Origin of the sequence: Pseudomonas gozinkensis, from assembly GCF_014863585.1 — a bacterium.
GTDB classification, from domain to species: Bacteria; Pseudomonadota; Gammaproteobacteria; order Pseudomonadales; family Pseudomonadaceae; genus Aquipseudomonas; species Aquipseudomonas gozinkensis.
Map to the genome: position 1 here is coordinate 4,109,166 of NZ_CP062253.1, position 12,772 is coordinate 4,121,937.

General features: G+C 58.6%; 11 protein-coding genes. 4 read left to right on the forward strand and 7 right to left on the reverse strand.

Going from position 1 to position 12,772, the window contains the following annotated elements; translation table 11 throughout:
- Positions 1-2: 2 nt before the first annotated feature.
- The 4 genes from crcB to IHQ43_RS18235 form a co-directional block, all read right to left on the reverse strand.
- Positions 3-377, reverse strand: a complete 375-nt coding sequence (gene crcB, locus IHQ43_RS18220) for a fluoride efflux transporter CrcB (protein ID WP_007958188.1) — start codon at positions 375-377, stop codon at positions 3-5.
- On the reverse strand, positions 377-1,699 hold the full coding sequence (locus IHQ43_RS18225; protein WP_192561592.1) for a replication-associated recombination protein A: 1,323 nt from the start codon (positions 1,697-1,699) through the stop codon (positions 377-379). Before IHQ43_RS18225 ends, crcB begins: the two co-directional genes overlap by 1 nt.
- 24 nt (positions 1,700-1,723) lie before the next feature.
- Positions 1,724-2,344, reverse strand: a complete 621-nt coding sequence (lolA, locus tag IHQ43_RS18230; RefSeq protein ID WP_007958184.1) for an outer membrane lipoprotein periplasmic chaperone LolA — start codon at positions 2,342-2,344, stop codon at positions 1,724-1,726.
- Between the two features lie 78 nt (positions 2,345-2,422).
- Entirely contained in the window at positions 2,423-4,831 is a 2,409-nt protein-coding gene (locus IHQ43_RS18235; RefSeq protein WP_045121862.1) for a DNA translocase FtsK, read from the reverse strand.
- A 521-nt stretch (positions 4,832-5,352) separates the two neighbouring features.
- Here IHQ43_RS18235 and aat point away from each other — a divergent pair.
- The 3 genes from aat to infA all read left to right on the forward strand — a co-directional run bounded on the left by aat (position 5,353) and on the right by infA (position 7,130).
- The gene (aat, locus tag IHQ43_RS18240) at positions 5,353-6,033 is read left to right on the forward strand and encodes a leucyl/phenylalanyl-tRNA--protein transferase (RefSeq protein ID WP_192561593.1); all 681 of its coding nucleotides are present in this window, start codon (positions 5,353-5,355) and stop codon (positions 6,031-6,033) included.
- 58 nt (positions 6,034-6,091) lie between these two features.
- On the forward strand, positions 6,092-6,799 hold the full coding sequence (locus IHQ43_RS18245; RefSeq protein ID WP_192561594.1) for an arginyltransferase: 708 nt from the start codon (positions 6,092-6,094) through the stop codon (positions 6,797-6,799).
- A 112-nt stretch (positions 6,800-6,911) separates the two neighbouring features.
- On the forward strand, positions 6,912-7,130 hold the full coding sequence (infA, locus tag IHQ43_RS18250) for a translation initiation factor IF-1 (RefSeq protein WP_002553999.1): 219 nt from the start codon (positions 6,912-6,914) through the stop codon (positions 7,128-7,130).
- Positions 7,131-7,881: 751 nt separating this feature from the next.
- Here the strand turns inward: infA and clpA are convergent.
- Together clpA and clpS are read right to left on the reverse strand one after the other, a co-directional pair.
- Complete coding sequence (gene clpA, locus IHQ43_RS18255) at positions 7,882-10,152, reverse strand: ATP-dependent Clp protease ATP-binding subunit ClpA (RefSeq protein WP_007951436.1); 2,271 nt, start codon at positions 10,150-10,152, stop codon at positions 7,882-7,884.
- Positions 10,153-10,182: 30 nt separating this feature from the next.
- Positions 10,183-10,566 (reverse strand): ATP-dependent Clp protease adapter ClpS, encoded by a 384-nt coding sequence (gene clpS, locus IHQ43_RS18260; protein WP_011334948.1) that lies wholly within the window; start codon positions 10,564-10,566, stop codon positions 10,183-10,185.
- A 224-nt stretch (positions 10,567-10,790) separates the two neighbouring features.
- On the opposite strand from clpS, the gene IHQ43_RS18265 reads away from it, so the two are divergent.
- Positions 10,791-11,072 carry a cold shock domain-containing protein gene (locus IHQ43_RS18265; protein WP_192561595.1) on the forward strand — a complete coding sequence of 94 codons (282 nt, stop codon included), beginning with the start codon at positions 10,791-10,793 and terminating at the stop codon, positions 11,070-11,072.
- A gap of 79 nt (positions 11,073-11,151) precedes the next feature.
- Here the strand turns inward: IHQ43_RS18265 and icd are convergent, their stop codons facing one another.
- Positions 11,152-12,408 (reverse strand): NADP-dependent isocitrate dehydrogenase, encoded by a 1,257-nt coding sequence (icd, locus tag IHQ43_RS18270; protein ID WP_085689987.1) that lies wholly within the window; start codon positions 12,406-12,408, stop codon positions 11,152-11,154.
- Between the last annotated feature and the right edge of the window lie 364 nt (positions 12,409-12,772).

The window sequence follows — 12,772 nt, forward strand, 5'->3', positions numbered from 1 at the left end:
TATCAAAGTTTGGTCAGGGACAGGCCGGCCCAGGTCGCGAGCAGCCCGCCGAATACGCTGATGGCCGCATAGCCCAGGGCCAGCGGCACTTGCCCGCTTTCCAGCAGGCGCACCGTATCCAGTGAAAAGGATGAAAAAGTCGTCAGCCCCCCGAGGAAGCCGACCATCAACCCGGCACGTACCTCGATCGGCACTTCCGGGCGTATCAAAAACAGGCCGTACAACACGCCAATGAGCAGACAGCCCACGATATTAACGGCCAGCGTCGCGGTATAGAAGTGCCGCGGCCAATTGGCGTTGACCCAATTGCCGGTGGCGAAGCGCAACAAGGTGCCGGCAATCCCGCCGACGGAGACTGCAACGATCAATGGAACCACTATTTTCTCCGCTGCCGAGGGCTTAAACGATCAAGTTGGGCGAGGTGGTTGAGCTTTTCGCCGATCTTCAATTCCAGGCCGCGCGGCACCGGTTGGTAGAACGGAATCGGGTCGAGTTCTTCCGGGAAATAGTCTTCGCCGGCGGCATAGGCGTCCGGTTCGTCGTGGGCATAACGGTATTCGTCGCCATAACCCAATTGCTTCATCAATTTGGTCGGCGCATTGCGCAGGTGCAGTGGCACTTCCAGCGAGCCGTGTTCGGCGGCGGCGCGCAGCGCGGTCTTGAAGCCCATGTACACCGCGTTGCTTTTCGGCGCACAGGCCAGATAAGTGATGGCCTGAGCCACTGCCAGTTCACCTTCCGGGCTGCCGAGACGTTCCTGCACTTCCCACGCGGCCAGACACAGGCTCAGTGCGCGGGGGTCGGCGTTGCCGATGTCTTCGCTGGCCATGCGCACCACGCGGCGGGCCAGGTACAGCGGATCGCAGCCGCCGTCGATCATTCGCGCAAACCAGTACAGCGCGCCGTCCGGATTGGAACCGCGCACCGATTTGTGCAGTGCTGAAATCTGGTCGTAGAACGCTTCGCCGCCCTTGTCGAAACGCCGGCGAGTGTCGCCGAGCAGGCTTTGCAGCAAGTCGGTGCCCATCTCGCTGTGGTCTTCGGCCAGGTCAGAGGCGTTTTCCAGCAGGTTCAGCAGGCGTCGGCCATCGCCATCGGCAGCGGACAGCAGCATCTGGAAGCCTTCATCGCTGAGGGTCAGATGTCGCTTGCCCAGACCACGTTCTTCGGTGAGCGCGCGGTGCACCAACTTGCGCAACGCCGCCTCGTCGAGGCTCTTGAGCACGTAGACCCGTGCCCGCGACAGCAATGCATTGTTCAGTTCGAACGAAGGGTTTTCAGTGGTGGCGCCGATAAAGATCAGCGTGCCGTCTTCAACATACGGAAGGAAGGCGTCCTGTTGAGACTTGTTGAAGCGGTGCACTTCATCGACAAACAGGATCGTGCGCTTGCCGTACTGGCCGGCCTGCTGCTTGGCGATTTCCACTGCCTGACGGATCTCCTTGACCCCGGCCAATACCGCCGAGACCGTTTCGAAGTGCGCATCCGAAACTTCCGCCAGCAACCGCGCCAGGGTGGTCTTGCCCACGCCCGGCGGGCCCCAGAAGATCATCGAATGCAGGGCACCCTGCTCCAGCGCTTCGCGCAAAGGTTTGCCGCGAGCGAGCACGTGTTCCTGACCGACGTACTCATCCAGATTGGTCGCCCGCAAACGGGCGGCCAGTGGCTGGGCAATCGGTGCACTGCGAAACAGATCCATCACGTACCGTTGAAACCTCTGTGTTTATTCCTGGATCACGTCGGCACCCTTTGGGATGTCGAACTTGAACTTCGATGCCGGGACCGCTTCGTTGGCCTTCACACCGGTGAACAGGATGTTGGTGCGCTGGCCGACGCTGTCGATCAGTTGCATGTCATTGACCAGACCATTGCGGAACGACAGGCGCAGGCTGTCGAACAGGGTGTCCTTGGTTTTCGGCTTCAGGGTGAAGTCGATCACGCCGCCGGCTTCTTTGGCACTGATATCGAAGCTCTGGCTGATCTTCGACACGTCGCCGGACAGCAACAGGGCCGGGGTCTGAGTCAGACGCTCATCAAGCTTCTTGATGGTGGCCTGTTCCAGATCCGGGTCCCACAGGGTGACCTTCTTGCCGTCGGACACCATGGTCTGCTCGGCTGGCGCATTGGTGTGCCAGTAGAACAGGCCCGGACGCTGCAGGGTCATGTCGCCGGTGGTTTCCTGCAACTGGGTACCGCTACCGTCGAGGGTCAGTTGGGAAAAATTGGCGGTCAGGGTCTTGGATGTTTCGAGCAATTGGGTCAGGCGAGCCACATCCTTGTCATCGGCGTGAGCCGTGAGGGTGGTCAGAGCCAGTACCGGCAGCAACATGCGGATAAGACGCATGGGAGTCCTCTTGAATACTCGTGGGAAAGTGGACGGCGCTTCATGCACCGTCCATTGCATTTGGATCAGGGTATCGAATCAGTCGCGTACCGGGCCAGGGGCCAGGACTTCGCGGGAACCGTTGGTGTTCATCGACGTCACGACCCCGGCCATTTCCATGGCTTCGATCATGCGCGCGGCACGGTTGTAGCCGATCTTCAGCTTGCGCTGTACAGCGGAGATGGAGGCGCGACGGCTTTCCAGCACGAACTGCACGGCTTCGTCATACAACGCGTCGGCTTCCGGATCATCGCCGTCACCGCCGCCGCTGCTGCCTTCGAAACCACTGCCCGCCTCTTCGACACCGTTGAGGATGTCGTCGTTGTATTCCGGCGCGCCGCGCAGTTTCCAGGCTTCAACCACCCGGTGAACTTCATCGTCGGACACGAAGGCGCCGTGAACCCGGATCGGCAGGCTGGTGCCCGGCGGCATGTAGAGCATGTCACCGTGACCGAGCAGTTGTTCGGCGCCGCCCTGGTCGATGATGGTCCGGGAGTCGATCTTGCTCGACACCTGGAACGCCATCCGGGTCGGGATGTTGGCCTTGATCAGACCGGTAATCACGTCCACCGATGGTCGCTGGGTCGCGAGGATCAGGTGGATACCGGCCGCACGCGCCTTCTGGGCGATACGGGCGATCAGTTCTTCGACCTTCTTGCCGACGATCATCATCATGTCGGCGAATTCGTCCACGACCACGACGATGGTCGGCAGCTTCTGCAACAGCGGCGCTTCGTCATGGATGCTTTCGCGTTTGTACAGCGGATCGCTCAGCGGCTCGCCGGCGTCCTGGGCTTCCTTGACCTTGGCGTTGAAGCCGGACAGGTTGCGCACGCCCATCTTCGCCATCAACTTGTAGCGACGCTCCATCTCGGCAACGCTCCAGCGCAAGGCATTGGCGGCGTCCTTCATGTCGGTCACGACCGGGCACAGCAGGTGCGGTATGCCTTCGTAGATCGACAGCTCAAGCATTTTCGGGTCGATCATGATCAGCTTGGCGTCGTCCGGGCCGGACTTGAACAGGATCGACAGGATCATCGCGTTCACGCCCACCGACTTACCGGAACCGGTGGTACCGGCCACCAGCAGGTGCGGCATCTTCGCCAGGTCAGTGATGACCGGTTTGCCGCCGATGTCGTGGCCCAGGGCCAGGGTGACCGGCGACTTGAAGTTGTCGTACTCAGGCGTCGACAGCACTTCGGAGAAGCGCACGATCTGCCGGTCCTCGTTGGGAATCTCGATACCGACCGTAGTCTTGCCCGGAATCACTTCCACCACCCGCACGCTGGTCACGGCCAGCGAACGTGCAAGGTCTTTCGCCAGGTTGGCGATACGACTGACCTTCACGCCCGCAGCAGGCTGGATTTCGTAACGGGTAATGACTGGACCGGGGTGAATCGAATCCACAGTGACTTCGACGCCGAATTCCTTGAGCTTGATCTCCAGCAAGTGGCCGACCGCCGCCAGGGATTCGGGTGAATAATTGAGTTGTTTCTTTTCCGCAGGATCGAGAATCGAGATCGGCGGCAAGGTGCCTTCCACGGCGCTGTCGACGAACAACGGCACCTGTTTCTCTTTCTGCACGCGCTTGCTTGGCTCCGGCGCTTTGACCGGGGCCGGCGCGATAACCGGCGGAACCTGCTTCTCGCGCTCGGACATGTGCTTGCTCAGGGCCTGTTCGCGCTCGATCAGCCGCTCCTTGACCTTGGCCTGCTCGCGCTTGTCGGTGACCGTCGGTGCAACCACGTCGTGCACGCGATCATCGACTTCACGCAGTTGCGCGACCAGTTGCTTGCGCTCGGTACGCGCCGACCACCAGCGGTTGACCGCACCCTGGAACAGTTCGAACAGATCGAGGGTGATCTTGCCGGTGATATCCATCACCTTGAACCACGACAGGTCGGTGAACACCGTCAGGCCGAACAGGAACAGTGCGATGAACAGCAACGTGCTGCCCTGAATGTTCAGGGCATTGCGGGCCAGATCACCAAGGCTTTCGCCCAGCGCACCACCGGCGCCAGCGGGCAATCCAGTGGCCGCATGGAAGTGGATGTGCGCCAGCGCGGCGCCGGACAACACCAGGAACACCAGGCCGATCAGGCGCCAGGAGAACAGCCAGCCGCTCCACTGCCACGGCTCGTGACGCTGACGGAAGATCTGATACGCCTTGATCGCCAGCAGCAACGGGAAGATGTAAGCGAAGTAACCCAGCACCATGAACAGGATGTCGGCGCTGTAGGAACCGGCCGGACCGCCGAAGTTCTGCACGTCGTCGATCTTGCTGTTGTGGCTCCAGCCCGGATCGTCCTTGCCGTAAGTCAGCAACGCCATCATCAGGAACAGGCACAAGGCGCCGATAGCGATCAATGCACCTTCCTTGAGCCGGTAGTGCAACTGTTGACGCCAGAGCGGAACGACTGTTTTTGGTGCTTCCGTGGATTTCTTCAAAACGCTTCTATTCCTGCGCCAGAGGCGCGTCCATCTATTGAATGACGATAAAAAACTGCCCAATCCAGGCAGGTAAAAAATTGACGGGCGCAACGGAGACTACTTTTAACACTGCGCCCCGCCTTTTATAAACACGGCACGCGGCGAATATTCTGTAACAGCCCGGCATTGTACGGGTTTGCGCGTTCGATGCCATGCTTCCAAGCCCCTGGTTCAAGCATAGCCAAACGCACAACGCCCGGCGTTCAATTTGAGCATGCATTGTCTTTTGTGACAAAGGCTTATGAGGTGTATTTGATGAACGTAGCGAAGCATTCGCGCCTCATCTCCCCAGAGTGCCACGCATTGGCATCGGCAAGCTTGCCCGCACCGGTGTTGCGCCCGATTACGACCGCATCCGGATGCTCAAGTTGCAGCGGCACAAACACCGCGCCGCAACGCAGGACATTCGCGCAATTTCCCGGCACACTTTATCGCGGGCCGATTGCCCACCGCCCTCCCCTTCTGCAAGCCTGGACGCCATGCTGACTTGGTTACAACGCAATTCACTGACTTTCCCTCCACTGGAAAAAGCCATGCGCGATCCCAACGGATTGCTGGCGGCCGGTGGCGACCTGTCCGCCGATCGCTTGATCCAGGCTTATCGCCACGGTTGCTTTCCCTGGTTTTCCGAAGGCCAGCCGATTCTCTGGTGGTCGCCGGATCCGCGCACCGTCCTTTTTCCCGACGAACTGCACGTCTCGCGCAGCCTCGGTAAATTGATGCGCAAACAGCGTTATCAAGTGACCTTCGATCAGGATTTCGAGGCCGTGATCAACGCCTGCGCCGCACCGAGGGAATATGCCGATGGCACCTGGATCACCGAGGCGATGCAGGACGCCTATATCGAACTGCATCGACGCGGCTTCGCTCATTCGGTGGAGGTGTGGGATCAGGGCGAACTGGTCGGCGGCCTGTACGGCCTGGCGATGGGGCAGCTGTTCTTCGGCGAATCGATGTTCAGCCGCGCAGACAATGCCTCCAAGTACGGCTTTGCCACACTGGTGCAACATCTGAAAGACGCGGGTTTCGTGTTGATCGACTGCCAAATGCCGACCGATCATCTGCACAGTCTTGGCGCCCGGGCGATTTCCCGCTCTGCATTCGCTGAATATCTGGCCCGACACCTCGATCAACCCAATCATGCGACCTGGGTTTGCTGAGCGACTTTTGCGTGCGTGGCTTACACTTAATTCACCAGCTTACCCTTGAGGGTTGATCATGACCGAGTTGGCGCGGTTGAAGTTTTATGCCACTCAGCCTCACTCTTGCAGTTATCTGCCCGAGGAACAGGCGACGACCCTGTTTCTCGATCCGAGCCAGCCCATGGACGTGCATGTCTACGCAGACCTGTCAGAAATGGGCTTTCGCCGCAGCGGCGACCACCTGTACCGCCCGCATTGCCAGAACTGCAATGCCTGCGTGCCTGCGCGCATTCCCGTGGCGCAGTTCAATCCCAACCGTCAGCAGAAACGAATTTTCAAGCGCAACAGCGATTTACAGGTACGCCCGGTCAAGCCGGCGTTCAGCGAAGAATATTTCGACCTCTATCAGCGCTACATCGAACAGCGCCACGCCGACGGCGACATGTACCCGCCGAGCCGCGATCAATTCTCGACTTTTCTGGTACGCGATCTGCCCTTCTCACGGTTCTACGAATTCCGGCTCGACGGACGGTTGCTGGCGGTCGCCGTCACCGATCTGCTGCCCAACGGCTTGTCGGCGGTCTACACCTTTTACGAACCGGATGAAGAGCGTCGCAGCCTGGGACGGTATGCCATCCTCTGGCAAATCGGCGAGGCCCAGCGGCTGGGGCTTGAAGCGGTGTACCTGGGTTACTGGATCAAAAACTGCAAAAAGATGAACTACAAGACCCAATATCGACCTATCGAACTGCTCATTAATCAGCGCTGGGTCATCCTGAACTGAATGCAAGCCCTAAACCCCTTGGCGTAAACCCCATTTTTCGGGCACAATGCACGCCGCTTTTGCCTGGCGCAGTTGCACCGGGCCATTCATTGGATACCGAGGGCTTTACTGCATGTCGAAAGAAGACAGCTTCGAAATGGAAGGCACTGTCGTCGACACCCTGCCCAACACCATGTTTCGTGTGGAGTTGGAAAATGGGCACGTCGTAACCGCGCATATTTCCGGCAAGATGCGCAAGAACTACATTCGTATTCTTACCGGTGACAAAGTGCGCGTCGAGCTGACGCCCTATGACTTGAGCAAAGGGCGTATTACTTACCGCGCTCGCTAATCAAGTCAATACAAGACGCCCGGCATTTGCCGGGCGTTTTTGTGTGTGCGTGTTTTTTTGGATTTGGGTGTATATCCATTGCTTCGGGTGCTGCCGCTGGCGGTTTCGCTCTTACAGCGAGTCCCTTTTTCAAACGCCAAAAAGGAACCAAAAGGCTTTTGCCCCGGCGTACGGCACTTCGCTTAGGCTCAGTGTTCCCTCGCTACGGTGTCCATCAGGGGGCATCGCCTACGGTTTGCTTCGCTGCACCTCCTCTCGATGTATGCGGCTTCGCCGCACGGCGCTGCGCGCCTACCCCCTGATGGACACCTACGCTCGGCCTGCCGAAGGGGCAAAAAATCAAAAGCCAAAGCCAGATCAAGAGCCCCCGCTCCTCACCACGCAACACGATGAGCGTTAGCTCGAGTACCGCTTTTGATCGCAGGGCCCGTCGGCAGGCTGAGTGGAGGGATTGATCCGGGGGGTGGGAGCGCAGCGACCGTGCGGCGCAGCCGCATGCATCGAGAGGAGGTGCAGCGAAGCAAACCGTAGGCGATGCCCCCGGATCAATCCCGGAGCGAAGGGACACCGAGCCTCAGCGAGGGGCCGTACGTCAGGGTTAGAGACCTTTTGGTTACTTTTGGGGCGTTTGCCAAAAGTGCCCCGCCGTAAGGGCGGAACCCCAAGAAGCCGTTACCGCAACAACGGATATTCACACCAAACAAACAGACAATAAAAAGGCGCCCAAAGGCGCCTTTTCACTTACCAGCCATCAAGCCATTTCTGCAGTGGTCTCGAAGTCAAACGTCAGCTCACCATCCTTGATGTCGATGTGAACCACACCGCCATGCTCGGCCAGCTCGCCAAACAGAATCTCCTCCGCCAGCGGACGTTTGATCTTGTCCTGGATCAGACGCGCCATTGGACGCGCGCCCATGGCCGAATCGTAACCACCGGCCGCCAGCCAACTGCGCGCCGCATCGGTGACTTCCAGAAGCACCCGCTTGTCTTCCAGCTGCGCCTGAAGTTCGGTAAGGAACTTGTCCACCACGCTTTTGATGACCTCATGACTGAGGCGACCAAACTGAATAATGGTGTCCAGACGGTTGCGGAATTCCGGCGTGAAGCTCTTCTTGATCACTTCCATCGCATCAGACGAGTGGTCCTGATGGGTGAAACCGATCGAAGCACGCGCCGCCGTTTCAGCACCGGCGTTGGTGGTCATGATCACGATCACGTTGCGGAAGTCCGCCTTGCGCCCGTTGTTGTCGGTCAGCGTGCCGTGGTCCATCACCTGCAGCAGCAGGTTGAAGACTTCCGGATGCGCCTTCTCGATTTCATCGAGCAGCAATACGCAATGCGGCTGCTTGGTGATCGCTTCGGTCAACAGACCGCCCTGGTCGAAACCGACATACCCCGGAGGCGCACCGATCAGACGCGATACGGTGTGACGCTCCATGTACTCGGACATGTCGAAGCGCACCAGTTCGATCCCCAACGCCTTGGCCAATTGACGCGCGGCTTCGGTTTTACCGACACCGGTCGGCCCTGCGAACAGGAACGAACCGACAGGCTTGTCAGGCGACTTGAGACCGGCACGGGACAACTTGATCGCAGTCGACAGCGAATCGATCGCCGCGTCCTGACCAAACACCGTCAGCTTCAGGTCACGCTCGAGGTTACGCAGCAGTTCCTTGTCGGAGCTGGTGACGTGCTTCGGCGGAATCCGCGCGATTTTCGCCACGATGTCCTCGACCTCAGGCACTTCGATGCGTTTCACACGCTTCTCGACCGGTTGCAGACGCTGATAGGCGCCCGCCTCGTCGATCACGTCGATGGCCTTGTCCGGCATGTGCCGGTCATTGATGTAGCGCGAAGCCAGTTCCGCAGCGGCGCGCAGCGACTCATCGCTGTATTCGATGTTGTGGTGCTGCTCGAAACGCCCTTTCAGGCCGCGCAGGATACCGATGGTGTCTTCCACCGACGGCTCGACGACATCGACCTTCTGGAAGCGACGCGCCAGAGCGCGGTCTTTTTCGAAGATGCCACGGAATTCCTGGAACGTGGTCGAGCCGATGCAGCGAATGTCGCCAGACGACAACAACGGTTTGAGCAGGTTCGAGGCATCCATGACGCCACCGGACGCAGCACCTGCACCGATGATGGTGTGGATCTCGTCGATGAACAGGATCGCCTGCGGACGTTTTTTCAGTTCGTTGAGCAGCGCCTTGAAGCGCTTCTCGAAATCACCGCGATACTTGGTGCCCGCGAGCAGAGCGCCCAGATCGAGGGAATAAACGACGCTGTTGGCCAGCAGGTCTGGCACCTGGTTGTCGACAATGCGCTTGGCCAGGCCTTCGGCAATTGCGGTTTTACCCACGCCAGCCTCGCCCACCAACAGCGGATTGTTCTTGCGACGGCGCGCGAGAATCTGCGCGACACGCTCGACTTCCGTTTCACGCCCGACCAGCGGATCGATCCGGCCTTGGCGTGCGAGTTCGTTGAGGTTGCTGGCATAAGCGTCCAGCGGATTGCCTGAAGAAGAAGACTCACCGCCCTCGTCGTCCTGCATATCTTGTTCACCTTCAGAGTGATCGCCATGCCCCGGCACTTTGGAAATGCCGTGGGCGATATAGTTGACGACATCAATGCGTGCAACGCTCTGCTGTTTCAGCAGGAACACCGCCTGACTCTCTTGCTCACTGAAGATTGCAACCAGCACGTTGGCGCCGGTCACTTCGCGTTTGCCCGAGCTCTGCACATGAAAGACAGCACGTTGCAGCACACGCTGGAAGCCCAGGGTTGGCTGGGTTTCGCGATCCTCGTCGTGAACGGGGATCAGTGGCGTGGTGGAGTCGATGAACTCCTGCAGGTCGTGCTTGAGTTTGTCGAGGTTTGCGCCGCAGGCACGCAATACGGTGGCGGCAGCCTCATTGTCCAATAGGGCCAGCAGCAGGTGTTCGACGGTCATGAACTCATGACGCTTCGAACGTGCCTCCTTGAAGGCAAGATTGAGGGTGACTTCGAGCTCGCGGTTTAACATAGCTTCACCTCATACCCAAGTGGTCGGCGATTAACCGTCCTTCTCGATTTCACAGAGTAGCGGATGCTGGCTTTCCCTGGCGTACTGGTTGACCTGCATGGCCTTTGTCTCGGCGATGTCGCGGGTAAACACTCCACATACTGCCCGCCCTTCTGTATGGACGGCCAGCATGACCTTGGTCGCCAGCTCGCGATTCAGGTTAAAAAACACCTCGAGCACTTCGACGACGAAATCCATCGGTGTGTAGTCATCATTGAACAAAACCACCTTGTACATCGGCGGCGCCTGTAACGCAGGCTTTGCTTCCTGAACAGCAACGCCTGCCGAATCGTCGTCGTGCTCCTGTGGAAGATCCTTTTGGAGAAGCGGGCGATCCTGATTGAATGTTAGTCGAATCTGGCTGATTGCATGCATGGAAAGAAAGGTTCGTCAGTTGTGCAAATACAGTGGTGGGGGCGGCTTGACACGTTTTCAACTCCGACTGCCCGGTCACCTTGACTATCGGGAAAACGGTGTTACAACCAATAGAACCCACAGTGGGGAAAAAAGATCCGCGGAGTCAATCTTTTTAACGGATTCGACTGCGGATGAATTGGATGATACTCCAGCGATGGAGACTGTTGCAGAGGGATTTGAGCATGGCTGTCGGCAAGGTGAAATGGTTCAACAATGCCAAGGGGTTCGGTTTCATCAACACCGACACCCACGAAGGGAAGGATGAGGACGGCAAGGAGATCGACTTCTTTGCCCACTATTCCGCCATTGAAATGGTCGGATACAAAACCCTCAAAGCCGGGCAAATCGTCAAATTCGAGATCGTGCAAGGGCCCAAAGGCCTGCACGCCACAAAAATTCAGAATGTTGAGGCCGCAAAAGACGCCGTCTCGCCAGCAGCTCATCACCAGTCAGTGACCAGCTGAAGCAACCAGAACACCTGCCAGAAAACAAACCGCCCGGCTCGATCACTCGAGCCGGGCGGTTTCGTTGCAGCTGTCTGTCTTACATGTGCTTGACGATCGCCTCACCGAAGCCCGACGACGACACCAGCGTGGCGCCCTCCATCAGACGTTCGAAGTCGTAGGTCACGGTCTTGGCCTTGATGGCGCCATTGGTGCCCTTGATTATCAGGTCGGCCGCCTCGGTCCAGCCCAGGTGGCGCAGCATCATCTCTGCCGACAGAATCACCGAACCCGGGTTGACCTGGTCCTTGCCGGCATATTTCGGCGCGGTACCGTGGGTCGCCTCGAACATGGCCACGGTGTCGGACAGGTTGGCACCCGGCGCGATCCCGATACCGCCCACTTCCGCCGCCAGGGCGTCGGAAAGGTAGTCACCGTTGAGGTTGAGGGTAGCGATCACATCGTACTCGGCCGGACGCAGCAGGATCTGCTGGAGCATGGCGTCGGCGATGGCGTCCTTGACCACGACTTCGCGGCCGGTTTTCGGGTTCTTGAATTTCATCCATGGGCCGCCATCGAGCAGCTCGGCGCCGAATTCTTCCTTCGCCACCTCATAGCCCCAGTCCTTGAAGGCACCTTCGGTGAATTTCATGATGTTGCCCTTGTGCACGATGGTCAGCGACTTGCGGTCGTTGTCCACTACGTATTGCAGGGCCTTGCGCACCAGACGCTTGGTGCCTTCCTTGGAAACAGGCTTGATGCCGATGCCGCAATCCTGGTCGAAACGGATCTTGGTGACGCCCATTTCTTCTTTCAGGAATTTGATGACCTTGGTGGCCTCAGGCGAGCCGGCCTTCCATTCGATACCGGCATAAATGTCTTCGGAGTTCTCACGGAAGATCACCATGTCGACGTCGCCAGGCTTTTTCACCGGGCTCGGCACGCCTTCGAACCACACCACAGGGCGCAGGCAGACATAGAGATCGAGCTGTTGACGCAGGGCAACGTTGAGGGAGCGAATACCGCCACCGACCGGGGTGGTCAGCGGGCCCTTGATGGAAACCACGTAGTCCTTGACGGCATCCAGGGTTTCCTGGGGCAGCCAGGTGTCCTGGTCATAGACCTGAGTTGCTTTTTCGCCAGCATAAACCTCCATCCAGGAAATCTTGCGCTTGCCCCCGTAGGCTTTTTCCACGGCAGCATCAACCACTTTGATCATCACAGGGCTGACGTCGACGCCAATGCCGTCACCTTCGATGAAGGGAATGATCGGGTTATCAGGGACATTGAGAGAATGGTCTGCGTTGACGGTGATTTTGTCGCCGACGGCTGGAACCTGAATCTTCTTGTAACCCATGCTGAACTCCATTGTTTGGATTGAACATCTGGCTTGGTTCGAGCGTAACCCAGTTGAATCAACACGCAAACCCTCTGTTCCGGGCGCGGCCACATCTCGTTTCGTACAAGCCTGAAAGCAAAGGGAAAAGCGCCAATCTCAAGCATTCACGGCGACTCTACGCCCCACCCCGCCCTGCGACCTTTAGACCAATGGACGAGAATCGTTGCATATGAACCATCGGCAGATTGCCAGCTACCTATGTATAATGCCGCCCGCTGACCAAAGGGTCACGACGGCTGGCCTCTCTAGCACGAGACTTTCCGCCTGATTGGTCGGGTTGTTACCGCAGTCCGACTGCTTGACGCTCTACTGATGCACCCAA